Source organism: Streptomyces sp. NPDC031670, assembly GCF_055580545.1.
In genome coordinates, this window is sequence record NZ_JBVILC010000004.1 from 434,065 (window position 1) to 459,460 (window position 25,396).

Sequence of the window (25,396 nt, forward strand, 5' to 3'; positions counted from 1 at the left end):
GCCGCCCGTGCGTTGCCCCCGCCCCGCCCCCGGCCCTCACCCCGCCCTCGCGGGTGGGGCTTCCCCCGCCTACGTAAGTGAAGCTTCAACCGTCCTGCCCCGCCCGCGAGTTGGCGTGAAGTCAAGATGACTGGCACCGGGCGCACGTGGCATGATCACCTTCGCGTTACTCCCGAGTAACGACCCCCCTCCTCCCATCCGAAGGTCACATTCTCCGTGCGCACGTTCACCACCCGCCTTCTGGTGCCCGGTCTGGCCACCCTGGCCCTCGCCGCCACCGGCTGCTCCTCCTCCGGGCACAGCGACGCGGCACAGCCCGGCAGCACCTCGACCATCGCGGTGGCCGCCGACGACACGCGGCAGCTCGACGTGGCCGCCGCGCCGCAGGAGGCGTCCGCGCCGACGGCGGTGGCCCGCCCCGGTACCGGCAAGGGCCGCCCGCAGAAGTCCTCGCTGAAGGTCGCCTCCTACGACCGGACGAGCCGACGGGCCGTCATATCCACGCCGGTGCAGCGCCCCACCGGCGCGCCCGGCGACTCGCCCGCGCCCGACAAGCCCGTGGCCGTCGGCGACGTCATCGCCAGCGCGCCGGCCCCGGGCGCCCCCGACGGACTGCTCGCCAAGGTCACCGAGGTCGTCGGGAAGACCGGCCACGGCACCGAGGTGAAGACCGCCCCCACCACGCTCGCCTCGGTCCTCAAGGACGACAGGGCCGACGGCAAGGTCCCGGTCGACCCGTCCTCGGTGAAGGTCGAGCCCCTGATGAAGGGCGTCACCTTCTCCTGGGCCAAGGGCAAGGGCCTCACCTTCGGCCCCAAGGGCGCCAAGCTCCCCCTCGGCAACCTGCGCCTGGACGTGAACGCCGCCGTCGACACCGCCAAGGACGCCCCGGCCTCCGCCGGCGCCTCGGTCTCCGGCTTCGTCCAGCTCGCCCCCGAGGTGGAGTTCGCGTACGACGGCGGCTCGCACGGCACCGGTCCGCGCACCGCGTTCCTCGGCATGAGCGGCGACTGGTCCTCGCAGTGGGCGCTCAAGGGCCGCGCCGCCGCCGGCACGGGCGCACCCAAGCGCATCCCGTTCGCCAAGCTGCACAGCGCGCCCGTCATCCAGGTCGGCCCGGTCCCGGTCGTCGTCAACCTCGACCTGACCTGCTACGTCCAGGTCGAGGCGGACGGGCACGTCACGCTCGATGTGGCGCAGGACGTCAAGGGCGACTTCCGTGTCGGCGGCAGCTACGCCTCCGGCAAGGGCTGGACGCCGGTCAGCACCTCCGCCGTGCACAGCTCGCCGGTGACGGCCACCGTGACCGCGGCCGGACGCGTCAAGGGAGCCATGGGTGCCGAGGCCTCCGTCGGCCTGTACGGAGCCGTCGGCGTCAGCGCCGACTTCGCGCCCTATCTGCGCGGCGAGGCCGATGTGAAGGCGACCGCGTCGAGCGACGGCAAGGCGTCCGTGTCGGGTGCCTGGGCCGTGTACGGCGGGTTCGACCTCAGCGGACAGCTCCACTTCCAGCTGTCGCTGTTCGGCACTCCGGTCTTCGAGCGCCGCGTTCCGCTCGGCGCGCTGCACCGCGAGTGGCCGCTCGCCGAGGGCCACGCGGCGCGCTAGGACTCGGCCGCGAGCACTCGTCCGGCGGGGGGCCCACGAGGTGCGGGCCCCCCGCCCCGTAGCGCATTCTTGCTGTATCACCTACCGCGCGGCGCGCGGACGAGGGCAGACAAGATGACTGAAAGCGCCGAGGGCCGGCGCTGGGCGCCGGGAAAGCTGACCGCACTGCTCACCGGGGCCGTGGCGGAGGGCATGCGCGCCGTCGGCGGCCATGTGGGCGGAGTGTACCTGCGCTCCAGCACACCCGGGCTGCTGCGGCTGGCCGTGCTCGCCGGGCTGCCCGGGCCGCTGTTCCGCCCCTGGTGGCGCATGCACGTGGACCGGCCCTTCCCGGTCGCCGACTCCCACCGGCTCGGCGTGGAGATCCAGCTCGCCGACCCCACCGAGACCATGCGCCGCTACCCCCAGCTCGCCGCCGGGCTGCCGTTCCGCTTCGGCTCGGTGTACGTACCGGTCGTGGGGGCGTCGACGGCGTACGGCGTCCTGACCGTGCTGTGCCCCGCCGCGCCGGACGCCACCTCCGCACCCCGGGACCGCGACCGCCTCACCGAGGCCGCTCAGAGCCTGGGCGCCGCCCTGCTCGAACTGGACCAGGAGGGTCCGGAGGTCGTCTGGGACGGCGAGCCGCTGTGCGTGGCGCCCCAGGCCGACGGGGTACCGGCCGACCGGGCGGCCGGGGAGCACGCCGCCGACCTGCTCCCCGAAGGTGTCTTCACCCTGGACCGGCTGGGCCTGATCAGCTACGTCAACACGAGTGCCGTCCAGCTCCTCGGCCGCCCCCGCAGCGAACTGCTCGGGCAGCCCCTCGGACACGCCGTGCCCTGGCTGGAGGAACCCACCTGCCAGGACCATCTGCGCGGCGCACTCCTGTCCAGGGACCCGGTGCACTTCCAGGTCCGGCGTCCGCAGCCGGCCGGCGCGGACCCCCTGGCCGGGGAGCGGTACGGCGACCGGCTCTCGCTGTCCGTCTACCCCGGCCCCGACGGACTGACGTTCACGGCGGTCCCCGTGGGCCGGGAGGCCGACACCGCGGGGGCCGCCTCCCGGACCGGCGCCGGTGCCCGCGACGGCCGGGAGCCCGGTGGTCCGCCGTTCGGCCCCCCGCCGGCCCCGGCGGCGCCCGACGCCGCCCCGGCCGCGTCCGCGAGCCGGGCGGGCGGGGCGGAATCCCTCTACCCGCCGGTATTCCTCGCCCTGGCCCTGAGCGAGGCGGTCACCGCCCGCCAGGTCTCCGCCGTGGTGATGCAGGAGCTGCTCCCCGCCTTCGGCGGCCGTCGCCTCGCCATCTACCTGCTCCAGGACCGGCACCTCTACCTGGCCTGGGAGAGCGGCTTCCCCAAGGGCTTCCTCGACCCCTTCGACGGAGTGGCGCTGGATGTGCGGCTGCCCGGCGTCGACACGCTCACCCACGGCCGCCCGCTCTTCTTCGAGTCGATGGAGCAGCTCGCCGCGGCCTATCCCGGCATCCCGCTCGACGCCGAGGAGGGCGCCCGCGCCTTTCTGCCGCTGATCGCCTCGGGCCGCCCGGTCGGCTCCTGCATCCTCGGCTTCGACCGGCCGCGCGGCTTCAGCCCGCAGGAGCGCACGGTCCTCACCGCGCTCGCCGGTCTGATCGCCCAGGCCCTGGAGCGGGCCCAGCGCTACGACACCGAGGCCGCCCTCGCCCGCGGCCTCCAGGCGGCCCTGCTCCCCCACCGCCTCCCCGTCCACCCCGGGGTGGAGACGGCGGCACGGTATCTGCCCGGCACCCAGGGCATGGACGTGGGCGGCGACTGGTACGACGTGGTCGAGGCCGGGGACGGTCTGGCCCTGGTCATCGGCGACGTCCAGGGACACGGGGTGCAGGCCGCCGCCACCATGGGCCAACTGCGCAGCGCGGTGCGAGCGTTCGCGCTCGGCGGGCATCCGCCCGAGGAGGTCATGAGCGGCACCAACCGGCTGCTCATCGACCTCGACCCGGGCCAGTTCGCCAGCTGCTGCTACATCTGGCTCGACCCGCTCACCGGCGAGGCGCGGGCGGCCCGCGCCGGGCATCCGCAGCCGCTGCTGCGCCACCCCGACGGCCGGGCCGAGGTCCTGGACCTGCCCGGCGGTGTGGTGCTCGGGGTGGCGCCGGACGCGGTCTACCCGGTGGCGGACCTGCGGCTGGAGCCGGGCGCGGTGCTCGCCCTGTACACCGACGGGCTGGTGGAGCGGCCGGGTACCGACATCGACGAGGGCGTCGAGCGGCTGCGCGCCTCCCTGTCCCGCGCCGCCACCCCCACCCGGCGCACCGGCCCGTCCCTGGGCGGCACCGCCGACCTGCTCATCGAGGAGGCCCGGCTGGTCACCGACCGCCCGGACGACATCGCGCTCCTGCTGACCACCCGCCGCGCCCCGCGCTCCCCCGCGCCGCCCGGCGGACCGTGACGTTCGCCGCAAACCGTGTCCGGCCGTTGTGGACCGGCCCGGGGAGCTGATCAAGTACGTACGGCAGCACGTACGAGCGCGCCGGGCGACCGCCGGCCGAGCGGGAGACCAGGAGAACGCCCCATGACGACCGGGTACTTCACGTCCGTGGACGATGTCCGCGCGCGCCTGGCCGAGGCCGGCTATCTGGCGTCCACGGCCGTCGCCACCACCGTCTTCCTCGCCGACCGGCTCGGCAAGCCGCTGCTCGTCGAGGGCCCGGCGGGCGTCGGCAAGACCGAGCTCGCCAAGGCGGTCTCCCGGGTCGCGGACGCGGAACTCATCCGGCTCCAGTGCTACGAGGGCGTCGACGAGTCCCGGGCGCTGTACGAGTGGAACCACGCCAAGCAACTGCTGCGCATCACCGCGGGCCGCGAGGAGTCCTGGGACGAGACCCGCACGGACATCTTCGGCGAGGAGTTCCTGCTCCCCCGCCCGCTGCTCACGGCCATCCGCGGCAGCGATCCCAAGGTCCTCCTGATCGACGAGATCGACAAGGCGGACGTGGAGGTCAAGGGACTGCTCCTCGAAGTCCTCAGCGACTTCCAGGTCACCGTGCCCGAGCTCGGCACGATCACGGCGACGCGCCGCCCCTTCGTGGTGCTCACCTCCAACGCGAGCCGGGAGCTCTCCGAGGCCCTGCGCCGCCGCTGCCTCTTCCTGCACATCGGCTTCCCCGAGGAGGAGCTGGAGCGCCGCATCGTACGGATGCGGGTGCCCGGCCTCGACCAGGCGCTGGCCACCTCCGTGGTGCGGGTGGTGGGGGCGCTGCGGGCGATGGACCTGCGCAAGGCGCCCTCGGTCGCGGAGACCGTGGACTGGGCCCGTACGCTGCTCGCGCTCGGCGCCGGCACCCTCGACGAGACCGTCGTGCGCGACAGCCTCGGCGTCCTCCTCAAGCACCAGGACGACCTGCTCAAGGCCGCCGCCAAACTCGATCTGGACGCCGTGTGACCGCGCTGCCCGACCGGCTCACGGGGCTGGTCCGCACGCTGCGCACGCACGGGCTGCGGATCGGGCCGGGCGAGACCGTCGACGCGGCGGCGGCCCTGGAGGTGCTGGGCTTCGACGACCGCGAGCGGATGCGGGAGGGGCTGGCGGCGGCGCTGCTGCACCACGAGGGCCAGCGGGCGGTCTTCGACCCCGTCTTCGATCTGTACTTCCCGCTCCGCGTCGGCGCCCCGCCCGCCACCGGCGGTGACACGGCGGACCTGCGCGAGCGGCTGGCCGCCGCGCTCGCCGCCGACGACCGGGCGGCGCTGGGGCGGTTGGCCGCCGAGGCGGTGGACGCGCTCGGCGGATACGGCGCCTCGCCCGGCTCGGACGGCTTCTCCGCGCACCAGACCCTCGACCGGCTGCGCCCGCAGACCCTGCTCGCGCGGGTACGGGCCACCCTCGCCCAGGGGGCCGGGGGCGCCGACTTCACCGACCGACTGACCGACGACGAGATCAGGCGCCGCGTCCAGGGGTTCCGCGAGCAGGTCGCCACCGAGGCGCGCCGCCGGGTGGCGCAGCGCCGCGGCACCGACGAGATCGCGCGCCGGGCCGTGCGGCCGACCGCCGACCGGGTCGACTTCCTGGTGGCGGGCCGCGCCGAGCTCGACGAGCTGCGCCGTTCGGTGCAGCCGCTGGCGCGCAGACTGGCCACCCGTCTCGCGGTCCGCCGGCGCCGCGCGGCCCGCGGCCGGATCGATCTGCGCCGCACCCTGCGCGGTTCGCTGTCGACCGGCGGTGTTCCCATGCGCCCGGTCCTGCGCCGCCGCCGTCCCGTACGCCCGGAACTCGTCCTGCTCTGCGACGTGTCCGGCTCGGTCGCCGGGTTCGCGAACTTCACCATGCTCCTGGTGCAGGCGCTCCACGACCAGTTCAGCCGGGTACGGGTGTTCGCCTTCGTCAACCGCGTCGACGAGGTCACCGGCCTGCTGCACAAGGGCGCGGCGGACCCGGCGGGCCTGGCCGAGCGCATCGCCGGTGAGGCGGCGGTGACGGGATGGCACGACAGCAGCGACTACGGCACCTCGCTCGGGGAGTTCGCCGAGCGCCACCTCGACGCGGTCGGCCCGCGCACCGCCGTCTTCGTCCTGGGGGACGCCCGGACGAACATGAGGGACCCCAACGTCCCGGCGCTGCGCCGTATCGCGGAGCGCGCCCGCCGGGTCTACTGGCTCAACCCCGAACCGCACTCCCTGTGGTCGACCGGGGACTCCGCCGCGCTCGCCTACGCCGAGGTGGTCGAGATGCACGTGTGCCGCAACGCCCGGCAGCTCGGCGGCCTCGTCGCCCGGCTCCTGCCGGTGTGACCCGGTAGGCCCCGGGCCGACGGACGTCAGCCGCGCGCCGGTTCGATGTTCTGGTTGGCGTGGAAGAGGTTGTGCGGGTCGTAGGCGCGTTTGACCGCGGCCAGCCGGTCGTACTGCTCGCCGTAGGTGGCCCTGACCCGTTCCTGGCCCTCGCCCGCGCCGATGAAGTTCACATAACCGCCGCCCATGGAGTGCGGGTGCAGTTCCTCCCAGTAGTCCACGCACCACTGCCGGACGGTCTCGGCGTTGGCCGGGTCGGGGTCGATGCCGCCGATGACCCCGGACCAGACGGCGTCCCGGTAGCCCCAGGCGGTGTCGCCCGGCTTGACGCGGTGGGCGGCCCCGTCGACCGGGTACAGGTGCATGGTCGACAGATCGGTGGGGATGCCCTCGGCGTACTTGGCGTGGACGTCGACGGCCCCGTCGGTGATCCGGTCGAAGAACGCGCCGCGCCAGTACCACTGCAGGCCCGCGGGGATCAGCTCGTCGAACATGCTCTGCATCATCGGGTACGGCATCGGGGCGGTGAAGTGGAAGGCGGGCGGGCCCGGTTCGGCCACCGGCGCGAAGACCTGGTCGGCCTGGTCCGGGTCGCCGGTCCAGCACCACACCACCGCGCACATCTTCTGTCCGTGGATCTCCTCCGGGAACGGTGGCCCCGGCGGGACGACGAGCACGGCGAAGAACCCGTTGAGGTCCTCGGGCGCCTGCGGCAGGAACTCGCGGTACCACCGCAGTACGTCGCCGATGCGGTCCGGTGTCCACAGGGTCACGCCGAGCACCACGGTGTGCACCGGGTGCAGCGAGAAGGTGAAGGCGGTGACGACGCCGAAGTTGCCGCCGCCGCCGCGCAGCGCCCAGAACAGGTCGGGGTGGTCGCGCTCGTTCGCCGTGACGAAGCTGCCGTCCGCGAGCACCACGTCGGCGGCCAGCAGATTGTCGATGGTCAGGCCGTACTTGCGGGTCAGATGACCGTGGCCACCGCCCAGCGTCAGTCCGGCGACGCCCGTCGTCGACATGATGCCGCCCGGTGTGGCCAGCCCGAACGCGTGGGCGGCGTGGTCCAGGTCGGCCATCAGGGAGCCGCCGCCGACCTGGGCGATCTCCGCCGAGGGGTCGACGCGCACCCAGCGCATCGGCGACAGGTCGAGGGTGACCCCGTCGTCCACCAGGCACAGCCCCGCCCCGCTGTGCCCGCCTCCGCGGACGGCCAGTTCGAGGCCGTGGTCGCGGACGAAGTCGACCGCGTCGATGACGTCGCCGGCGTCCGCGCACCGCACGAACGCGGCCGGCCGCCGGTCGATCATCGCGTTGTAGATCGTGCGCGCCTCGGTGTACTCCGGGTCCTGCGGGCCGATCACCGGACCGCGCAGCACGGTCCGCATCGCTTCCAGCGTCGTCCCGTCCATGACGCTCTCCTTGCCGCGCACGGCAGGTCCGGGGACCCGCCCGGCCCTTCCCCTGCTGGGGCCGCCGGTGGTTCTCGCGCGCCGGTGCCCCGGCGCCCCCACGGGTCTCGGCCGCTGACGGGCGCCACAGGGCTGACACCTCAAGCGTCTCCCCGCGGCCGGGGACTCGCAATCCCCCGGCCCGGGGCCCCGTCCCTGGAGATGACCGGGCCCGGCCGCGGGCGCACGATGGGGGCATGGACGCCCGTTTCGGTGACATCAGCACCCCGGGCCGGACCGCCGGCCCGGCCGAGGGCATCAGCCCCGAGGAGCTCGCCCTCGCCGCCCGCAACCACGCGCTGCCCCTGGAGGCCCTGCGCTACGACGTCACCCCGCCCGGGCTGCACTACGTCCTGGTCCACTACGACATCCCGTACACCGACGCCGACACCTGGGAACTCACCGTGGACGGGCGGGTGCGCACCGCGCTCACCCTGGACCTGGCCGCTCTGCGCTCCTTCCCGGCGGTCACCCACCGGGTGACCATGGAGTGCGCGGGCAACGGCCGGGCCCTGCTCTCCCCGCGTCCCGTCAGTCAGCCGTGGCTGATGGAGGCGGTGGGAACCGCGGAGTGGACGGGGGTGCCGCTGCGCACACTGCTGCTCGCCGAGGCCGGGGTGGAGCCGGACGCGGTGGAGGCGGTCTTCACCGGCGCGGACCACGGCGTCGAGCGCGGTGTGGAGCAGGACTACCAGCGCAGCCTGCCGCTGGGGGAGGCCCTCGGCCGGGACCCCGAGGTGCTGGTGGCGTACGAGATGAACGGCGCCCCGCTGCCGCCCCAGCACGGCCGTCCGCTGCGGCTGGTGGTCCCGGGGTGGTACGGCATGGCCCATGTGAAGTGGCTGCGCGCCATCACGCTGACCGCGACCCCGTTCACCGGCTTCCAGCAGCAAGTGGCGTACCGCTACCGGCAGTCGGCGGGGGAGACGGGCGAGCCGGTGACCAGGATCGCTCCGCGCGCGCTGATGATCCCGCCCGGCTTCCCGGACTTCATGTCCCGCACCCGTGTGGTGCGCCCCGGCCGCGTCCTGCTGGAGGGCCGGGCCTGGTCGGGGCGGGCGCCGGTCACCCGGGTGGAGGTGAGCACGGACGACGGGCGCGAATGGTCCGAGGCGGAGCTCGCCCCGGCGGTCGGCCACGGCTGGGCGTGGCGCCGCTGGCGGGCCCTGTGGACGGCCACCCCCGGCCGCCACGTCCTGAGCCCCCGCGCCACCGACGCCGGGGGCGCCACCCAGCCGCTCACCCAGCCCTGGAACCGCGGCGGTTTCGCCAACAACGTGGTCCAGCGGGTCGAGGTGTTCTGCCCCGAGGACGGCTGAGCGGACCGGGCCGCGGGCTCAGGAGGGCTTGGTGGTGGAGAGCGCGGTGACCTTCACCTTGTTGTCGCACTCGGCGAACACCCCGTCGTCCAGGGCCGTCTGGTATCGCCCGGCACCCGGCACCCCGAGGACGACGGTCGGGTACGAGGAGGGCTCGGCCCCCGACACGCAGTATCCGTCGGCCTCGCCCTGGACCTGCACGAACGTGAGCTTGGTCCAGGCGTGGGCGCCCGGGGTGAGCAGGACCGTGGCGGCGGTGCCGGTGGGGGTGACGGCCAGGGGGACGTTCTTGTCGGGTGCGCCGTTGCCCGCCCCGGCCACCGTGATGAACCCCTTCACCGAGCAGGGGTGCGCGGAGGTGTTGGTGAAGCCGACGACGGCCGCGCCGAGGCCGGTGCCCTGGGGGCGGTTGGCGGCCTGGTGGGCCGGGGTGACCTTGAGGTCGCTGAGTGCGCACTTGGGGGCCGCGTGCTTGGGCTTGGTGCTGCCCGCGGTTCCCGGCTCGGCGGGGGGCTTCGCGGTGGGCGCGGTGGTGTGCGGTGTGGCCTTGGCGGTGGGGATCACGGGGGACGCGGCGGCCCCCGGAGCGGATCCGCCGCCACTGCCCGGCTCACAGCCGACCACCAGGACACCGGCCACCGCGGCCGTCGCCGCCACCGTGATCGCACGACGCATATGTGAGTAGTCCATGACTCCCCCGAGGATAGGCCGGTACACCCCGGCGCTCGCCGTACAACACACCGTGGCGGCGGGAACGGTTCGCGCGGGTGAGGAGGTGTGGCACGACGGTGACAATTGCGCCACGCCCCGGACGGGGGGCGGGCTCGCCCGGGCGGCCCGCCGTTTGACACGTCCTCGTCACCGACCCCATGATTCCACTAGTCAACTAGTGGAATCATGGAAAGGGGGGAGGCGTGCGCGACATGACCGCTCCTGGCACGGCCGACACCCGCTGGGCCCTGGAAGCGCGTGGGCTGGGGAGGAAATACCGCCGGGGCTGGGCCCTGCGGGACTGCACCTTCCGGATTCCGGCCGGGCGCATCTGCGGACTGGTGGGACCCAACGGCGCCGGAAAGAGCACCCTGCTCAACCTGGCGACCCGGCTCGTCGAGCCGAGCACCGGTGAGCTGCGGATCTTCGGCATCCCCGCGGGCTCCCCCGCCGCGCTGCCCCGGTTCGCGTATCTCGCCCAGGACAAACCGATGTTCAAGCGGTTCACCGTGGCCGAGTCGCTGCGGCTGGGCCAGGAGCTCAACCCGAGCTGGGACCAGGACGCGGCCGAGCGCATCGTGCGCGGCGGGGCCGTCCCGATGAACGCCAGGATCGGCAGCCTCTCGGGCGGCCAGCGCACCCGCGTGGCCTTCGCGCTCGCCTTCGGCAAGCGGCCCGACCTGCTGCTCCTGGACGAGCCGATGGCCGATCTCGACCCGGTCGCCCGCGACGAGCTGAGCTCGCTGCTGATGGCCGAGGCCGTGGAGCGCGGCACCACGGTCCTGATGTCCTCCCACATCCTGGGTGACCTCGAGCACATGTGCGACTACCTCCTCGTCCTCGCCGACGGCCGGGTCCGGATGGCGGGCGAGACGGACGAGCTGGTGCCGATGCACACCCTGGTCACCGGGGTCACCACCGACCAGGTCCTGCCCGCCGCCCTGAACACCCACACGGTGATCGAATCCCGCACCGCCGGACGGCAGTTCACGGCCATGGTGCGCACCGAGGGGCCGCTCACCGGCGACTGGCAGCTCGCCGAGCCCAGCATGGAAGAAGTCCTGCTCGCCTACCTCCGCAACCCCCAGGCGCCCGCGCTGCTGTCCCCGGCCGCCGCTCCCGGCCACCAAGAGGAGTACGCCGTATGAGCACCGTCACCCGTCCCTCCGCCACCGAGGAGCCGACCCGTGCCAGGCCCGGGCGGCTGCGCGGACTGCTCTGGCTGATGGTGCGCCAGCACCGGGCCGTCCTGATCGCCTGCGCGGCGGCGGTCCTGATCGGCGGCGCCCTGATCATCCACCAGCGCGGCGCCATGCTGGACGAGGCGCACGCCGCCGGCTGGCCCACCGCCCGCGTGGACGACCTCGACGGCGCCCGGCGCATGCGGCTGTCGGACACCTTCAACAGCTACGCCTCCTATGTGGGGTATCTCCCGCTGCTGTTCGGTGTCTTCCTCGGCGCCCCGCTGCTCGCCGCGGACCAGGAGAACGGCACGGCACGGCTGGTCACCACGCAGTCGGTGCCCCGCTGGCGCTGGCTGCTGTGGAAGGTGGGCTTCGCGCTGGGTCTCGTCGTGGTGACCACCGCGATCCTCGGAGCGCTGCTCACCTGGTACTGGCACGCGGCGCGGCCGTTCGTCTCCGGCGACTGGCTGGAGGGGACGATCTTCAACAACACCGGGCCCGTGCTGCTCACGACCGCGCTGTTCACGACCTCGCTGGGCATCGTCATCGGCGCGCTGGTGCGCCGTGCGGTGACCGCGATGACGCTCACCTTCTTCGGCGCCTACGCGTTCTCGGTGGTCTTCGACTACCTCAAGCCGCACCTCGCCACGCCCCGCCGGGTCGCCTTCCCCCTGGAGAGCTCACAGCCGGCGGTGCTCGACGGCGCGTCCCAGGTGGATCAGTGGATCGGCACCGCGTCCGGCAAGCTCTACGGGTGGGGCACCTGCGTCGACGACGCGAGCCCCGAGCGCTGCCGCGCCCAGAAGGGCATCGTCAACACGGTGTGGGACTACTTCGGTTACGACCAGATGGCCACCCTGCAGTGGACCGCGGCGGCCCTGCTGACCGTGGGGAGCGCGGTCCTGCTCGCGCTGGCCCTGTGGCGCACCCGCCGCCAGGCGTTCTAGGGCCGCCCGGCCCGGCTCGGCCCAACCCCGGGCATAGGCTGTACGCCATCGTGCGCAAGGTGCCGCGCCCTGGAGTCCCGGGACTTCCGGGGCGCGGCCCGACAGAGATTTCCAGCGAAGGAGGCAGGTGCGATGGTCGCGTTCCGTGTGGACCGCCGCAACGGCCTGCCCGCCTACCTCCAGATCGTCCACCAGGTGGAACAGGCCCTGCGCATGGGCGCTCTGGCCGAGGGCGACAAACTGCCGACCGCGGCCCAGGTGGCCGCCACCACCAAGGTCAACCCCAACACCACCCTCAAGGCGTACCGGGAGCTGGAGCGCGCCGGTCTGGTCGAGGTGCGCCAGGGGGCGGGGACGTTCATCACCCGCTCGCTCGCCACTCCGCAGACCGCCCCGGAGTCGCCGCTGCGCGCCCGGCTCGGGGAGTGGCTGCGCGAAGCACGGGCGGAGGGTCTGACCGAGCACGATGTGACGACGCTGTTCGACGCGCTGCTCGCCGAGACCTTTCCGGCGAGCACGCCCGTCCACACCCCCGCCCGCTGAGCGCCGCCCGGCCGCGCCGGGCGGCGTCCCCGTACCGTCCCCGCTAAGCCGAGCGGCGTACGCGGGCCGCCTTGCGGGCCTCGGCGAGCTGCTGGGCCTCGGTGGTCCGCCGGCTTCCGCCGGAGCGGCCGGGACGGCCCGGGGTGGTGCCGATGCCCCGGAAGGGTGCCCCGCCGCGCTTGGGGCGCTCGGCCGCCGGCGCGTTGCCGATCGGGACGCCCGACGGTGCCTGGGCGCCGGTGATCCGGTTCAGCTCGGCCTCGCCGGAGCGGACCTGGGTGATCTGCGGCCGGATGCCGGCGTCCGCCATCAGCCGGGTCATGTCGCGGCGCTGGTTGGGCGTGACCAGGGTGACGACGCTGCCGGACTCACCGGCGCGGGCGGTACGGCCGCCCCGGTGGAGGTAGTCCTTGTGGTCGGCGGGCGGATCGACGTTGACGACCAGGTCGAGGTCGTCGACGTGGATGCCCCGGGCCGCCACGTTCGTCGCCACCAACGTGGTGACCTGCCCGTCCTTGAACTGGGCCAGGGTGCGGGTGCGCTGCGGCTGCGACTTGCCGCCGTGCAGCGCCGCGGCCCGTACACCACTGCTCATGAGGTGCTTGGTGAACTGGTCGACCGCGTGCTTGGTGTCCAGGAACATGATCACCCGGCCCTCGCGGGCGGCGATCTCCGTGGCGGTGGCGTACTTGTCGGCGCCGTGCACATGCAGCAGGTGGTGTTCCATCGTGGTGACCGTCGCCGCCGAGGGGTCGACGGAGTGGACCACCGGGTCGCTCAGATAGCGGCGCACCAGCAGGTCCACGTTGCGGTCCAGGGTGGCGGAGAACAGCATCCGCTGCCCGTCCGCGCGCACCAGGTCGAGCAGCTCGGTGACCTGCGGCATGAAGCCCATGTCGGCCATCTGGTCGGCCTCGTCCAGCACGGTGATGTCCACCCGGTCCAGACGGCAGTCGCGGCGCTCGACGAGGTCCTTCAGGCGCCCGGGGGTCGCCACGACGACCTCGGCGCCGGAGCGCAGTGCCCCGGCCTGGCGTCCGATCGACATTCCGCCGACGACGGTGGCCAGGCGCAGCCTGAGCGACCTGGCGTAGGGGGTGAGCGCGTCGGTGACCTGCTGGGCCAGCTCACGGGTGGGGACGAGGATCAGGGCCAGCGGCTGCTTGGAGTCGGCGCGCTTGCCCGCGGTACGGGCCAGGAGCGCGAGGCCGAAGGCGAGGGTCTTGCCGGAGCCGGTGCGGCCACGGCCGAGGACGTCGCGGCCCGCGAGGGAGTTCGGCAGGGTGGCGGCCTGGATGGGGAACGGCTCCGTCACGCCCTGCTCGGTGAGCGCGGCCAGCAGCGGGGCGGGCATGTCCAGGTCGGCGAACGCCTCGGCCGCGGGAAGCGCCGGGGTGACGGTGGCGGGCAGGGCGAATTCGCCCTGCGGAGCGGCGGGGCGCCTGGTGCGGCCGGCGGAGCGGCTCTGCGCCTGGGCGCGGTAGCGCGCGCCACCGCGTTCGGCGCCGCCGGATCCGGATCCCTTGCGGTCGCCGTAGGAGCGGTCATTCGTACGTGTTGATCGGTTCATGCAGAACCTTCCTCGATATGGCACGTATCGAGGAATTCGCGGCGGAGACGACTGCCGGGGAATCGCAAGAACGAGCCGAAAGAAAAGACGAGAACGAGCCCGGTCCGGCCGCGTCGTCGCGGGCCGCCGGGCCTCGGAATACCTGCCGTGCGCCGGTCCGCGGCGATGGTCCCGGCGGAGCGGTGGCGCGTACGGCGGTACCCGGTGTCCCGCGTGTCGTGGAGTGCCGTCCACGGCGCGGTGGACACGGGCCGTACGGCCGCGCGTCCTGGAGACAGCAACGAGCTGGGGCCCGTACACAAGGTGCGGGCCCCAGCTGCGTCATACCTGCGCTTCAGTGGCGTCAGGCGGGGGTGATGTTCTCCGCCTGCGGGCCCTTCTGGCCCTGCGTGACGTCGAAGTTCACCTTCTGGCCTTCCTGAAGCTCACGGAAGCCCTGGGTGGCGATGTTCGAGTAGTGGGCGAACACGTCCGGGCCGCCACCCTCCTGCTCGATGAAGCCGAAGCCCTTTTCCGAGTTGAACCACTTCACGGTGCCAGTAGCCATGTCATATCTCCTTCGGGGCATTGCCCTTGGAGTCCACACTGTGTGAACCCCGGCGTCGCCGCGATGATTACCCCGTCCGGAAAGCACCGGAAATACAAAAGTGCCCGGCGGAAGATTGCCCGCCCAGGCACTTGAAGTCTTTGGGAACCACAACTGCAACTGAGATCAACAGTAGCACGGGTCGGCCGCCGCGTACAGCAAATGCCGAAGTTTTCAGCCGTACGCCGCAGAATCCCCGATCTCCCGGGGAAAACGCCCCGAACGCACCACCCCGGCCCTTTGCTTACGTAAAGCATACTTTCGGGGTACGGGGAGGAGACGCCCGGCAACGTCCCGGAAGCGGCCCGGTGCGCTCCGTGGCTGTGCCAGAGTGTTGGCCGTGCTCCCCGAGGCCCCGCGCTCGCCCGTCCTCACCGCCGACTTCACCTCCCCCGCGCAGTGGGTGGCGGGCCGCTCCTGGGCGTATCCGGACGGCGGCCCCGTCAATCCCGGCGACGACAAGCTCGACCATCTGGTCCCCGACGCCGAGTACGGCCGCACCGGCACGTTCCGGGCGCGGCGCCGCCCCGACGGCATGTGGAACACGGGGCTGCTGACCACCGAGGGCAGCGACGAGGACTTCATGGTGCGCGCGGGGGACGTCCTGGAGGCCCGGGTCCGGTTGCCCCGCGAGACGGGAGCCTGGCCGGCGATCTGGACCTGGCGGGACGGCGGCCAGGAGATCGACGTGTTCGAGTACCACCCCGACAACCCCGACCTCCTGGAACTGACCAACCACGTCCGGGACGCCCACCACTACCACCGCGACCCGTCCATCGCCCCCGGCGCCCTCCTGGACCTGCGGGTCGAGTTCGGCGCCCGTTCGGTGACGTGGTGGGTGAACGGCGCCCCGGTCTTCGCCGACCACAAGGGGGTGGGCCGCCGCTGGCACGCCCATCTCATCGTCAACCTCTCGGTCAGCGCGGGCCGTTACCACCCCCGGCCCGCTCCCGAGGTGTCGGAGATGTCGTTCGAGGTGCCCGCGCTGCGGGTGTACCGGGAACCGGCGAACGCCGTATGACACCGACCCCGTGACGCCCCAACTGTGTGACGCCTCGTCACATGGCTTGGGCCTACGGGTACTTCAGGCGCGGGCTCTTCAGGCGCGGGCGTCGGTGCGGAAGGTGACGTCCTTGCCGGAGAGCGTCGCGGTGAGTCCCTCCGGCGTCGTGGTGACGGAGGTCAGGGCCAGGCCGTCCGGAATGCCGTCGAGCTTCACCTCGCGCTCCAGCATGCCGGTGACGATCGAGCGCATCGCCTTGGGCAGGCCGTCCCCGACCTTCACGGAACGCAGTTTCAGCGCGCGCTCCCCCGCCATCTCCACGCGCGCGCTGGCACCGACCCTGCCGAAGAGGGGCACCGAGGCGGTGGCCGCGACGCGCGGTTCGGACCCGGTACTGTCCGGGCTGAAGCCGAGGTCGAAGCCGAGCGCGTGGGACAGGTCCCGGTAGGACACGAAGGCGGTGGCCCTGGCGGAGGCGGCGTGGGCCTCGGAGGCGTCGGAGGAGCGGCGCAGTCGGTCGAGCTCGACGGTCAGCGTGGTGATCGGGAGCCGGCCGCCGTCGCGGCCCGCGGGTATGCCGGAGGCCTCGATGTCGACGCGGTCGAGCGTGCCTCCGGCCAGCTGGGTCAGTACGGGGAAACCGTGCACCTCCACATGGGGTGCGGTCGTGAGCCCCTGGGCCTTCTGGAACGCGTCGGCCGTACGGTGTTCCGTCCAGGCGGCTGCGGCCCGGTCCCCCGCCACGCCCAGCCCGGCCAGCACCACCACGGCGACGGCGTACTTGCGCCACCCCCGCAGCGCCCGGCCCGCCACGGCACGCGCCCTCAGCACGCGGCCCCCTCACCGGTCACGGGGTCCGCGCAGATCCCGCACGCGGCACGGAAGGCGCTCAGCAGCGGGGCGCGCAGCAGCTCGTCCGGTATGTCCTGGCGGGCGGCGACGGTGCTGACCAGGCCGGTCACGGCCAGCTGCGCCCGGATCGTGCCCGCCAGGTCGTCCGCGTCGGCGAAGGCGGCCAGCGTCTCGGTGCGGTGGTCGCCGAGATCTCCCATGCCCGCCACCCCGGCGAGCGCGCCGGGCAGTACCGGCAGCCCGGAGTTGAAGAGCAGGGCGAGCCGGGAGCGGTGGCGCAGCGCCAGGTCGACGAGATCGGCCGAGGCCCGCAGATGGCGCTCGGGCCCCTGCGGCAGGGCGCCCCAGGTGGCCCGCAACGCGGCGAACTCGGTCAGCGGACCGATGAGGGTCGCCGCGAGCAGTCGTTCCTTGGAGGGGAAACGGTGCAGCAGCCCGGTCTTGGAGTAGCCGACCCGGTCCGCGATCTCCTGCACCGAGGTGCCGAGGTAGCCCTGGGCGGTGAAGAGCTCGGCGGCGGCCTCGATGATCTCGGCGTCGAGTTCGGCGCGCGTCGGGCGTGGCATGCGGTCCTCCCCTGAGCCTGGTCACGCCACCGTAACAGACCATCTGGTCCCTGATGGACCAGATGGTCTGAGGGTCGCGCGCGAAAGGGAGGGAGCGGGAGGCCTTCGGTCAGTAGGCGCCGTTCACGTTGTCGATGGAGCCGTACGTCTTCGCCGCGTAGTTGCAGGCGGCGACGATGTTGGCGACGGGGTCGTAGCTGTCCGTCGAGGTACCGGGCACGTGGAAGGCCTGGAAGGTGGGGTCGATGACCTGGAGCAGACCCTTGGAGGGGGTGCCGGCGACGGCGTTGGAGTCCCAGTTGTTGATGGCGAAGGGGTTGCCCGACGACTCGCGCATGACATTGCGGTAGATGCCGTCGTAGGAGCCGGGGATGCCGTGCTGGGCCATGATGTCCAGCGACTGCCGGATCCAGCCGTCCAGATCGTTGCCGTACGCCTTCGTCACGGTGGCGCTCGCCTGCTGGAGCGGCGCGCTCGTCCGCGCCGAACGGTCGGCCCGGGCCGGGGTGGCGGCGCGGCCGGCGGAGGCGGCCTTGGCCTTCTGACCCACCGTCAGTGCGAGGCCGGGATGGATCAGCGCCGGGTTGCCGCCGATGGCCTGGCGGTTGTCCTGGTACAGCTTCTTCCAGCCGCCGCTCACATCGAGGTCCTGGGCGATCTTGGAGAGGGTGTCCCCCGCGACGACGGAGTAGGTCGTCGGGGCAGCCTTCGCCGCGGTGGCCCTGGCCGCGACGATCGGCTTGGCGGACACCGCGCCCTTGACGGCCGCGACGGCGGAGGCGGCCCTCACGGCGCCGGCGTGGGGGGCAGCCGAGGGTGCGGCACCGGCGCTCGTCGCGCCGATCACCGGAATGATGAGCGCGGCGCCGCCCGTGCCCGCGGCGGCGATACCGCGGGTCAGGCTGCTGGACTTGGGGCGGCGGTGCTTACCCTTTGCAGGCATGGCGAATTCCTCTCCTTCGCCTGCGAGGTGAGCTGTCGGGTTCGGGCGAGAGCTGCCCGGCCGCGCTGCACGCGGCTTCACCCCGAGCCGTTCCGTCATCCGGATCCGGCGACTACCTGGGTCCCCCGCTCCTGCCTTTTCGTGTGTGGGAGGTTTCCGGACAGCGGCAGGATTCGGCGGTCCATCCGGATTTGAGCGAGACCGTAATCGAATAGGACCGGCCGAAACAAGAGCGTGAATTCATTCCGCGGCCGGATAGAAAGATCCACCGCGGACGGGGATACGGGCGCACTTCTCCCCGTATCCCCAACTCGCCTTCCACGGAACGGAATACGCGCGTCACCGGGGCGCGCCCACGCACACCCCGAGTGACCCACTTCACTTTTCCTGGCGGCTTCACGCGGACTTCTCCGCACACCCACGGGGGAAAGAACAGCCCCTCGCGGCACCCAAAAGAAAAGCTAAGCCCCTTTATCATTCCCAATGAATAGATTGACGACATAGGAACGAAAAAGGCTGTACGTGGCTCATTCCGGACATCTAGGCGTCCGGCGACTCCAGCAGTGCCATCTCCTCGTCCGTGAGCCGCAGCGCGCCCGCGGCCACGTTCTCCACCAGATGGTCCGGGTTGCCGGTCCCCGGGATGGCCAGCACGTGCGCGCCCTGCTGAAGCGTCCAGGCGAGGCGGATCTGGGCGGGCGTCGCCCCGTGCGCGCGGGCGACCGCGAGGACCGCCTCGCCGTCCCCGCCACCGTGCCCCGCCCCGCTCTCGCGCCCCTCGCCGGCGATGGCGAAGAAGGGGACGAACGCGATGCCCTGTTCACCGCAGAGGCGCAGCACCTCGTCGGAGCCCGTACGCCTGCTGTCCAGCCCGTACCGGTTCTGCACACAGACCACCGGCGCGATCGCCTGGGCCTCCGCCAGGTGCTCGGGCCCGATGTTGGAGATGCCCAGGTGGCGGATGAGGCCCGCCTCGCGCAGCTCGGCCAGTGCGCCGAAGTGCTCGGCGAGCGAACCGGGCCCGTTGAGGCGCAGGTTGACCACGTCGAGGTGGTCGCGGCCGAGCTGGCGCAGGTTCTCCTCCACCTGGCCGCGCAGTTGCTCCGGGGTCGCCCAGGGGAGCCATGCGCCGGACGCGTCGCGCGCCGGGCCGACCTTGGTGACGATGACCAGATCGTCCCGGTAGGGCGCCAGCGCCCGGTTGATCAGTTCGTTGGCGGAACGGACCCGGGAGAAGTAGAAAGCGGCGGTGTCGATGTGGTTGACGCCGAGTTCGACCGCGCGCCGCAGTACACCGAGGGACCGCTCGCGGTCGCTCGGTGTACCGAGGTCGAATGCGGCGCTCCCGGTCAGGCGCATCGCGCCGAATCCCAGGCGGTTGACCGACAGGTCACCGAGTTTCCAGGCGCCCGCTGCCGCCGCGTCGATCGTCTCCGTAGTCATGATCGCAGTCTGCCATCCATGACCGCGTGAGGGGAATGCCCGAACTCCACGGTCTGCACGGGCCCAACCGCATCATCGGTCGCAACGACCCAATCAACTCGACGGGATCAATGGGACGCTTTCCCCTTCGGCCATTCCTCCTTCCGCCTTCGGCATAAGCACGGACGAGTCTGCTCGATATCGCGCGGATTCAGGGCCGCACCGGTGGAATGGGCGCCAAGGAAACGACTCACTCCGTCCGCCACAGCGCGGGTACATTCGGCGGCTCCCAGCCCGGTTGTGCGGTGTGTGCCTGGAGGCAGACGTAGCCGCGACCGCCGTAGGCGACGCGGTCGCCCGAGCGGTAGGCGGTGCCGACGGCCCAGGTGGTTCCGGGCGGCGGGCCGGTGGGTGTGGGGGTCGGCGACGGTGACTGGGCCACGTCCAGTACGAAGTCGAACGCCGCCTCCTTCGCGCCGCCCGCGTCCCGAACGGTCATCAGCAGCCGGGCGTCGAAGAGCGAGTCGGTGGTGTTGCGCGGCTCGCCGGGGAAGTACAGCTGGGTGGTGAGCACCGGCCGTCCGGGCGCCTGCGCCTTCACATGGATGTGGCGGGTGCGGCCGGGGTAGAGGCCCGGCACGATCGTGGTAAGCGTGAACGCGCCTCGCGCGTCCGTGTACTGGTGGCCACGGAGGCGGAAGCCGGTGTTGTCGTAGGCGCCATTGGTGTCGGCCTGCCAGAAGTCGAGCAGGACGCGTGACAGCGGTAGGCAGGCCCGGCCGAAGACGTATCCCGTGACGGTGAGGCGGGTGCCGGGGGTGCCCGGGTCGAGGAGCGAGGTGCGTTCGGGAGAGTTCGGTTTGAAGTACGGGCCCTCTATCTGTTCCGGGGTGGGGTGGTCGCCGTCGTCGCACGGCGGGGTGAGTTCGGGGGCGGTGGCGCTGCCGGTGGCGCCACGGGCCAGGGCCGGCACCCCGGCCAGGGACACGGGCACGGCCACTCCCGCCGCGAGCGCGGCCCGCAGCACGGTCTTGCGGCTGGGCCGGGGCCGCCCGTCGGCGTCCACGTGCCGGTTCTCGTCACGCCTCGTCGCGTCGCTCTCGCCATCCATGTCTGCTCCTTGGGGGGGGAGGTTGGGGACGGCTACGACGCTAGGGGGACGGTCGTGTCCGGGCTATGGACGCGATGCGGTGGTCGTGGTGATAATCGCCGCCGCCGCGCCGGAAGTCGCCGGGACTGGTGCCGGTCTCCCGGCGGAAGAAGCGGCAGAAGTAGGCGGGGTCGGCGAATCCGACCCGCCCGGCTACCTGACGTACCGTCAACTCGGTGTGCAGCAGCAGCCGTTTGGCCTCGTGGGTGCGGGCCTGGCGGATGAGCTCACCGGGCGTCCGGCCGGTGGCCTCCTTCACGGCCTCGGTCAGATACCCCACGGACACCCCGATCCGTTCCGCACACGCCCGTACGGACGAGGGCAGGTCGTCGGCGCGCGTCACCAGGGCGGTGAACCGCCCCGCGACGCCGCTCGCGCGGGCGACGTCCTGGACGACGGGGGGTGCGGGCAGTCGCGCCGTCCGTACGAGCAGGACGTGCAGCAGCGCGCGCAGCACTCCGTGGAAGCCCTCGGCCCCCGTCCGGTACTCCTCGTACATCTCCCCCACGAGCGAGGAGGTCCAGCTCTCGGCCTCGCGGTCCAGCTCCAGCCAGGGGCGGGGGCCGAGGGTGCGCAGCAGGGCGCGGTCGTCGGGGTGGTCGAGCAGGAAGTCCTCGGTGAAGAGGATCACCCACCCCTCCGGCCCGTCCGCGCACTCCCACTGGTGGACCTGCCCGGGGGAGATGACACACAGGTGGGGTGGCCGCAGCGCGAACCGGGCGAGGTCGAGCACATGGGCGCCGGTGCCGCCGGTGATGTGCACGATCTCGTAGAAGGTGTGCCGGTGGGGGAAGTCGGCGCGGGACATCGCGCCGATGGTGTCGAAGGTGCCCATGGCGAACGGCAGCGAGTTGGGCATCGGCACCTCCAGCCGATGCAACGGCGGCACCCCACCCCCGTCCCCACACCCGTTCCACCCGGCTCCCGACACCGCCGCCGCCCCACGCATCCACGACTCCCACCGCGCATGTACCCACCACCGATGACCAGGTCTGGTCCAGACCACTGGTCCTGGGTTTCACGATGGCACGGTGCCGGGGGATACGGAACAGCGCCGCGTACCGCCGGGAACGGCCCCCTCGCTCGCTGGCACCATCACTCTCCACCACAATCAAACAAAAACTTCCAACAAAAGTGTTCAGTTTCTCGCCGCTGAGGCGTAGGTTCCGTTCCGATCAGTTCGCTCGACGAAGCGGGTACGTATGCAATCTCTGGCCGCAGGGCTCCGGCTCCCCACCAACGGGCTCGACTACACCATTCTGGCGATCTACTTCGTCGTCGTTCTGGGCATCGGCTTCGCCGCCCGGGCGAGTGTGAAGACCAGCCTCGACTTCTTCCTCTCCGGGCGGTCGCTGCCCGCCTGGGTGACCGGGCTCGCCTTCGTCGCCGCCAACCTCGGCGCGACCGAGATCCTCGGGATGGCCGCGACCGGCGCCCAGTACGGGGTGGCGGTCGTGCACTGGTACTGGATCGGCGCCATCCCCGCCATGGTCTTCCTCGGCCTGGTGATGATGCCGTTCTACTACCGCTCCAAGGTCCGCTCCGTGCCGGAGTTCCTGCTCCAGCGCTTCGACGCCTCCGCGCACCTGCTCAGCTCGGCCCTCTTCGCCTTCGCCGCGATCCTCATCGCGGGCGTGAACCTCTACGCCCTGTCGATCGTCGTGGAGGCACTGCTCGGCTGGCCGCAGTGGGTGGCCATCGTCGTCGCCGGGCTCTTCGTCCTCGCGTACATCACCGTCGGCGGACTCTCCTCCGCCATCTACAACGAAGTGCTCCAGTTCTTCGTGATCCTCGCCGCGCTCATCCCGCTCGTCGTCCTCGGCCTCAAGCGCGTCGGCGGCTGGGGCGCGCTCAGCGACGACCTGGAGTCCGCGCACGGCCACAACTACCTCACCGCCTGGGGCGGCACCGGTATCGGGCAGAGCAACCCGCTCGGCGCCAACTGGCTGACGATCATCCTCGGGCTCGGCTTCGTGCTCTCCTTCGGCTACTGGACCACCAACTTCGCCGAGGTCCAGCGCGCCCTGTCCGCGAAGAACCTCAGCGCCGCCCGGCGCACCCCGCTGATCGCCGCCTTCCCCAAGATGTTCATCGTCTTCCTGGTGATGATCCCGGGCCTGGTCGCCGCCGCCCTGGTGCCGAAGATCGGCACCCCGGGTTCCGACCTGACGTACAACGACGCCATCCCGTATCTGATGCAGGAGCTGCTGCCCAACGGCGTGCTCGGGATCGCCGTCACCGGTCTGCTCGCCGCCTTCATGGCGGGCATGGCGGCCAACGTGTCGTCGTTCAACACCGTCTTCACCTACGACATCTGGTCCAAGTACGTGAAGAAGGACCGGCCCGACGCGTACTACCTGCGCTTCGGTCGGCTGATCACCGCCATCGGTGTGCTGGCCTCGATCGGCACCGCGTTCATCGCGTCCAGCTTCTCCAACATCATGGGATACCTCCAGACGCTGTTCTCCTTCTTCAACGTGCCGATGTTCGTGGTCTTCGTCATCGGGATGTTCTGGAAGCGCGCGTCCATGAAGTCCGGTGTCTGGGGGCTCCTCGCCGGCACCACCGCCGCGATGGTCAACTACTTCTGGATCTACAAGCAGGGCGTCGTCTCCATCCCCACCGACCAGGGAGCCAACTTCGTCTCCGCGATCGTCGGCTTCGCCGCCGGAGCGATCACCATGGTCGTGGTGACGCTCTTCACCGCCCCCAAGCCCGAGGCCGAGCTCGCCGGGCTGGTGTACGGGACGGCCTCGCCCGGTCTGGAGGAGGCGCCCGGCGAGGGCGACGGCGCCTGGTACCGCAGGCCCGCGCTGCTCGGCTGGGGAGCGGTCGTCCTCGCCGCGCTCTGCTACGTGCCCTACTCGCTCTGATCGGAGGCCAGGACCATGTCTGAACTGCAACGCGAAGTCTCCGAGCTGGAGAAGAAGTCCGCCACGGCGGCCCGGCTCTTCGACATCCGCCGGATCATCGGCGGGCTCTTCACCCTGTACGGAGTGATCGTCACCATAGCCGGGCTGACGGCCTCCGACGCCGACCTGGACAAGGCCCAGGGCGTCAACATCAACCTCTGGACCGGGCTGGGCATGCTGGCCCTCGGCCTGTTCTTCCTGGGCTGGCTCTGGCTGCGGCCCCTCGCCCCGCCCGTCCCGCAGGACGACGAGGACGGGCCGGAAGCGGTCTAGGGCGTATGGCGAAAGTCCCGCCCGCGCCGGTGTGCGGGGCCCTCCCGCAGGGCCCCGCACACCGCTGACCCCTCCCCCGCTCCTCCCGCTCCCCCTCTCCCACCCCCGCCCCGTCACATTTCCCCGTTCGATTCCGTCAGGGAAGTGATCGCGAAAGCCGGCCGGGGCGGTTCCGGGGGCACACGCGGAACGAGGAAGTAGGGAAAGAACCATGACGACGAGCGCTCTCGCCGAACTGCGGTCACAGGTGCGCGGCCGTGTCCTGCTGACCGGTGACGACGACTTCGACCAGGCACGACAGCCGTGGAACCGGTCGGTCCAGCAGCCGGTCTCGGCGGTCGTCGAGGCGGCCGACGCCGACGACGTCTCGGCCGTGGTGCGGTACGCGGCGGCAGCGGGGCTCGTCGTCGCGCCCCAGCCCGGCGGCCGGGGCGCCAGCGGTGATGTGGAGGGCGTGATCCTGCTCCGCACCGGCCAACTCGACGAGCTCCAGGTCGACGGCGCCACCCGCACCGCGCGGGTGGGCGCGGGCGTCCTGGGCGGACAGGTCCAGGCCGTGGCCGGCCCGCTCGGTCTGACCGGGCTGCCCGGCAGCTCCCCGCTGGTCAGCGTGGTCGGCTACACCCTCGGCGGCGGGCTCAGCTGGTTCGGGCGCAAGTACGGCTGGGCCGCCGACAGCGTCACCGCCTTCGACGTGGTCACCGCCGACGGCGACCGGGCCCGGGTGACCGCCGACTCCGACGCGGAGCTCTTCTGGGCGCTGCGCGGCGGTGGCGGCGACTACGCCCTGGTCACGGCGATCGAGTACGACCTGCACCCCGCGCCCGCCCTCTTCGGCGGCCGGGTGGTCTGGCACGGCAGCCAGGCGCCCCGGGTCCTGGACGCCTTCCGCAAGATCACCGCGAACGCGCCGGACGAGCTGACCGCGTGGATCAACATCCTCCAGATCCCCAACGGTCCCTCACTGGTCACCGTGGACAGCACGTTCCTGGGCGAGGAGGCCGAGGGCCGGGCGCTGCTCCGCGCGCTCGACGGGATCGAGGGCGCCAACACCGACACGCGGGGCATGCTGCCGGTGGCCCAGCTGGGCGAGATCACCGGCGAGCCGACCGAGCCCGGCCCCAGCGCGACCCGCGCCGAGCTGCTGACCGACCTGGACGACAAGGTGGCGGCGGCTCTCCTCGCGGAGCCGATCGATCCGCTCGTCGGTGTGCACATCCGCCACCTGGGCGGCGCCTTCGCCGCACCGACGGAGAACCCGCAGGGCCCGCTGACCGAGCCGTACACGCTCTCCATGTTCGGTGTGCCGTTCACGCCGGAGCGCGGGGCCGAGATCGCCGCCCGCCAGGAGGCGCTGGTGCAGTCGGTCGCCCCGTACGTCAGCGGACGCAAGCCCTACACCTACCTCTCCCCCGGCGACACCGCCGCGACGGCCTTCAGGCCGGCGGCGCTGGCCAGGCTCCAGCAGGTCAAGCGCGACCGGGACCCGCGCGGAGTCTTCCGCAGCAACTTCCCGGTCCTGGGCTGACACCTACGGCCGCGGGGGGGGGGGGGGGGGAGGGGGGGGGGGGGGGGGGGGAGACGGGGGGGGGGGGGGGGGAGAGGGGGTGG

The 25,396-nt window shown here is 72.3% G+C and carries 22 protein-coding genes and 1 riboswitch; of the genes, 12 read left to right on the top strand and 10 right to left on the bottom strand.

Going from position 1 to position 25,396, the window contains the following annotated elements:
* The first annotated feature begins 216 nt into the window (after positions 1-216).
* From ACZ5ID_RS11445 to ACZ5ID_RS11460, 4 genes are all read left to right on the top strand, one after another.
* A complete protein-coding gene (locus tag ACZ5ID_RS11445) occupies positions 217-1,608 on the top strand; it encodes a hypothetical protein (RefSeq protein ID WP_468896097.1) in 1,392 nt (463 codons plus the stop codon).
* 114 nt (positions 1,609-1,722) lie between these two features.
* Positions 1,723-4,017, top strand: coding sequence for a SpoIIE family protein phosphatase (locus tag ACZ5ID_RS11450; RefSeq protein WP_468896100.1), 2,295 nt, complete (start codon positions 1,723-1,725; stop codon positions 4,015-4,017).
* 123 nt (positions 4,018-4,140) lie between these two features.
* Positions 4,141-5,010, top strand: a complete 870-nt coding sequence (locus ACZ5ID_RS11455) for an AAA family ATPase (protein ID WP_468896103.1) — start codon at positions 4,141-4,143, stop codon at positions 5,008-5,010.
* Positions 5,007-6,356: a VWA domain-containing protein gene (locus ACZ5ID_RS11460; protein ID WP_468896106.1), complete on the top strand. Its 1,350-nt coding sequence runs from the start codon at positions 5,007-5,009 to the stop codon at positions 6,354-6,356. The genes ACZ5ID_RS11455 and ACZ5ID_RS11460 overlap by 4 nt, the downstream gene beginning before the upstream one ends.
* 26 nt (positions 6,357-6,382) lie before the next feature.
* Here the strand turns inward: ACZ5ID_RS11460 and ACZ5ID_RS11465 are convergent, their stop codons facing one another.
* Entirely contained in the window at positions 6,383-7,765 is a 1,383-nt protein-coding gene (locus ACZ5ID_RS11465) for an FAD-binding oxidoreductase (protein ID WP_468896109.1), read from the bottom strand.
* Positions 7,766-8,001: 236 nt separating this feature from the next.
* Here ACZ5ID_RS11465 and ACZ5ID_RS11470 point away from each other — a divergent pair, with 236 nt between their 5' ends.
* Positions 8,002-9,123, top strand: coding sequence for a sulfite oxidase (locus tag ACZ5ID_RS11470; RefSeq protein ID WP_468896112.1), 1,122 nt, complete (start codon positions 8,002-8,004; stop codon positions 9,121-9,123).
* A gap of 18 nt (positions 9,124-9,141) precedes the next feature.
* Here the strand turns inward: ACZ5ID_RS11470 and ACZ5ID_RS11475 are convergent, their stop codons facing one another.
* Positions 9,142-9,813: a DUF4232 domain-containing protein gene (locus ACZ5ID_RS11475; RefSeq protein ID WP_468896115.1), complete on the bottom strand. Its 672-nt coding sequence runs from the start codon at positions 9,811-9,813 to the stop codon at positions 9,142-9,144.
* Between the two features lie 224 nt (positions 9,814-10,037).
* On the opposite strand from ACZ5ID_RS11475, the gene ACZ5ID_RS11480 reads away from it, so the two are divergent.
* From ACZ5ID_RS11480 to ACZ5ID_RS11490, 3 genes are all read left to right on the top strand, one after another.
* Positions 10,038-10,982: an ABC transporter ATP-binding protein gene (locus tag ACZ5ID_RS11480; RefSeq protein ID WP_468896118.1), complete on the top strand. Its 945-nt coding sequence runs from the start codon at positions 10,038-10,040 to the stop codon at positions 10,980-10,982.
* The gene (locus tag ACZ5ID_RS11485; RefSeq protein WP_468896121.1) at positions 10,979-11,965 is read left to right on the top strand and encodes an ABC transporter permease; all 987 of its coding nucleotides are present in this window, start codon (positions 10,979-10,981) and stop codon (positions 11,963-11,965) included. The genes ACZ5ID_RS11480 and ACZ5ID_RS11485 overlap by 4 nt, the downstream gene beginning before the upstream one ends.
* 132 nt (positions 11,966-12,097) lie before the next feature.
* Positions 12,098-12,508 (top strand): GntR family transcriptional regulator, encoded by a 411-nt coding sequence (locus ACZ5ID_RS11490; RefSeq protein WP_468896124.1) that lies wholly within the window; start codon positions 12,098-12,100, stop codon positions 12,506-12,508.
* Positions 12,509-12,551: 43 nt separating this feature from the next.
* On the opposite strand, the gene ACZ5ID_RS11495 is transcribed toward ACZ5ID_RS11490, so the two are convergent.
* Together ACZ5ID_RS11495 and ACZ5ID_RS11500 are read right to left on the bottom strand one after the other, a co-directional pair.
* Positions 12,552-14,078 (bottom strand): DEAD/DEAH box helicase, encoded by a 1,527-nt coding sequence (locus tag ACZ5ID_RS11495; protein ID WP_468896127.1) that lies wholly within the window; start codon positions 14,076-14,078, stop codon positions 12,552-12,554.
* A 343-nt stretch (positions 14,079-14,421) separates the two neighbouring features.
* The gene (locus ACZ5ID_RS11500; RefSeq protein ID WP_067161837.1) at positions 14,422-14,625 is read right to left on the bottom strand and encodes a cold-shock protein; all 204 of its coding nucleotides are present in this window, start codon (positions 14,623-14,625) and stop codon (positions 14,422-14,424) included.
* A gap of 379 nt (positions 14,626-15,004) precedes the next feature.
* On the opposite strand from ACZ5ID_RS11500, the gene ACZ5ID_RS11505 reads away from it, so the two are divergent.
* Positions 15,005-15,685, top strand: coding sequence for a LamG domain-containing protein (locus tag ACZ5ID_RS11505; protein WP_468896131.1), 681 nt, complete (start codon positions 15,005-15,007; stop codon positions 15,683-15,685).
* Between the two features lie 78 nt (positions 15,686-15,763).
* On the opposite strand, the gene ACZ5ID_RS11510 is transcribed toward ACZ5ID_RS11505, so the two are convergent.
* The 6 genes from ACZ5ID_RS11510 to ACZ5ID_RS11535 all read right to left on the bottom strand — a co-directional run bounded on the left by ACZ5ID_RS11510 (position 15,764) and on the right by ACZ5ID_RS11535 (position 21,459).
* Positions 15,764-16,498, bottom strand: coding sequence for an LmeA family phospholipid-binding protein (locus ACZ5ID_RS11510; protein ID WP_468896134.1), 735 nt, complete (start codon positions 16,496-16,498; stop codon positions 15,764-15,766).
* Positions 16,492-17,085: a TetR/AcrR family transcriptional regulator gene (locus tag ACZ5ID_RS11515; RefSeq protein WP_468896137.1), complete on the bottom strand. Its 594-nt coding sequence runs from the start codon at positions 17,083-17,085 to the stop codon at positions 16,492-16,494. The genes ACZ5ID_RS11510 and ACZ5ID_RS11515 overlap by 7 nt, the downstream gene beginning before the upstream one ends.
* Before the next feature lie 109 nt (positions 17,086-17,194).
* Entirely contained in the window at positions 17,195-18,028 is an 834-nt protein-coding gene (locus tag ACZ5ID_RS11520) for a transglycosylase SLT domain-containing protein (protein WP_468896140.1), read from the bottom strand.
* 4 nt (positions 18,029-18,032) lie between these two features.
* Positions 18,033-18,217, bottom strand: a riboswitch (cyclic di-AMP (ydaO/yuaA leader).
* A gap of 351 nt (positions 18,218-18,568) precedes the next feature.
* The gene (locus tag ACZ5ID_RS11525; protein WP_468896143.1) at positions 18,569-19,471 is read right to left on the bottom strand and encodes an oxidoreductase; all 903 of its coding nucleotides are present in this window, start codon (positions 19,469-19,471) and stop codon (positions 18,569-18,571) included.
* 229 nt (positions 19,472-19,700) lie between these two features.
* The gene (locus ACZ5ID_RS11530; RefSeq protein WP_468896146.1) at positions 19,701-20,561 is read right to left on the bottom strand and encodes a dioxygenase family protein; all 861 of its coding nucleotides are present in this window, start codon (positions 20,559-20,561) and stop codon (positions 19,701-19,703) included.
* A gap of 40 nt (positions 20,562-20,601) precedes the next feature.
* The gene (locus ACZ5ID_RS11535) at positions 20,602-21,459 is read right to left on the bottom strand and encodes an AraC family transcriptional regulator (protein ID WP_468896149.1); all 858 of its coding nucleotides are present in this window, start codon (positions 21,457-21,459) and stop codon (positions 20,602-20,604) included.
* 343 nt (positions 21,460-21,802) lie between these two features.
* Between ACZ5ID_RS11535 and ACZ5ID_RS11540 the strand changes: the two genes are divergently transcribed.
* The 3 genes from ACZ5ID_RS11540 to ACZ5ID_RS11550 all read left to right on the top strand — a co-directional run bounded on the left by ACZ5ID_RS11540 (position 21,803) and on the right by ACZ5ID_RS11550 (position 25,313).
* Positions 21,803-23,473: a sodium:solute symporter family protein gene (locus ACZ5ID_RS11540; RefSeq protein WP_468896152.1), complete on the top strand. Its 1,671-nt coding sequence runs from the start codon at positions 21,803-21,805 to the stop codon at positions 23,471-23,473.
* A 15-nt stretch (positions 23,474-23,488) separates the two neighbouring features.
* Complete coding sequence (locus ACZ5ID_RS11545) at positions 23,489-23,785, top strand: hypothetical protein (RefSeq protein ID WP_468896155.1); 297 nt, start codon at positions 23,489-23,491, stop codon at positions 23,783-23,785.
* A 211-nt stretch (positions 23,786-23,996) separates the two neighbouring features.
* A complete protein-coding gene (locus ACZ5ID_RS11550; RefSeq protein ID WP_468896158.1) occupies positions 23,997-25,313 on the top strand; it encodes an FAD-binding oxidoreductase in 1,317 nt (438 codons plus the stop codon).
* Positions 25,314-25,396: the final 83 nt, after the last annotated feature.

Coding starts and splice junctions, on each gene's coding strand:
- ACZ5ID_RS11450 (WP_468896100.1), top strand. CDS start 1,723: ATGACTGAAAGCGCCGAGGGCCGGCGCTGGGCGCCGGGAAAGCTGACC.
- ACZ5ID_RS11455 (WP_468896103.1), top strand. CDS start 4,141: ATGACGACCGGGTACTTCACGTCCGTGGACGATGTCCGCGCGCGCCTG.
- ACZ5ID_RS11465 (WP_468896109.1), bottom strand. CDS start 7,765: ATGGACGGGACGACGCTGGAAGCGATGCGGACCGTGCTGCGCGGTCCG.
- ACZ5ID_RS11470 (WP_468896112.1), top strand. CDS start 8,002: ATGGACGCCCGTTTCGGTGACATCAGCACCCCGGGCCGGACCGCCGGC.
- ACZ5ID_RS11475 (WP_468896115.1), bottom strand. CDS start 9,813: ATGGACTACTCACATATGCGTCGTGCGATCACGGTGGCGGCGACGGCC.
- ACZ5ID_RS11485 (WP_468896121.1), top strand. CDS start 10,979: ATGAGCACCGTCACCCGTCCCTCCGCCACCGAGGAGCCGACCCGTGCC.
- ACZ5ID_RS11490 (WP_468896124.1), top strand. CDS start 12,098: ATGGTCGCGTTCCGTGTGGACCGCCGCAACGGCCTGCCCGCCTACCTC.
- ACZ5ID_RS11495 (WP_468896127.1), bottom strand. CDS start 14,078: ATGAACCGATCAACACGTACGAATGACCGCTCCTACGGCGACCGCAAG.
- ACZ5ID_RS11500 (WP_067161837.1), bottom strand. CDS start 14,625: ATGGCTACTGGCACCGTGAAGTGGTTCAACTCGGAAAAGGGCTTCGGC.
- ACZ5ID_RS11515 (WP_468896137.1), bottom strand. CDS start 17,085: ATGCCACGCCCGACGCGCGCCGAACTCGACGCCGAGATCATCGAGGCC.
- ACZ5ID_RS11520 (WP_468896140.1), bottom strand. CDS start 18,028: ATGCCTGCAAAGGGTAAGCACCGCCGCCCCAAGTCCAGCAGCCTGACC.
- ACZ5ID_RS11525 (WP_468896143.1), bottom strand. CDS start 19,471: ATGACTACGGAGACGATCGACGCGGCGGCAGCGGGCGCCTGGAAACTC.
- ACZ5ID_RS11530 (WP_468896146.1), bottom strand. CDS start 20,561: ATGGATGGCGAGAGCGACGCGACGAGGCGTGACGAGAACCGGCACGTG.
- ACZ5ID_RS11535 (WP_468896149.1), bottom strand. CDS start 21,459: ATGCCCAACTCGCTGCCGTTCGCCATGGGCACCTTCGACACCATCGGC.
- ACZ5ID_RS11540 (WP_468896152.1), top strand. CDS start 21,803: ATGCAATCTCTGGCCGCAGGGCTCCGGCTCCCCACCAACGGGCTCGAC.
- ACZ5ID_RS11545 (WP_468896155.1), top strand. CDS start 23,489: ATGTCTGAACTGCAACGCGAAGTCTCCGAGCTGGAGAAGAAGTCCGCC.
- ACZ5ID_RS11550 (WP_468896158.1), top strand. CDS start 23,997: ATGACGACGAGCGCTCTCGCCGAACTGCGGTCACAGGTGCGCGGCCGT.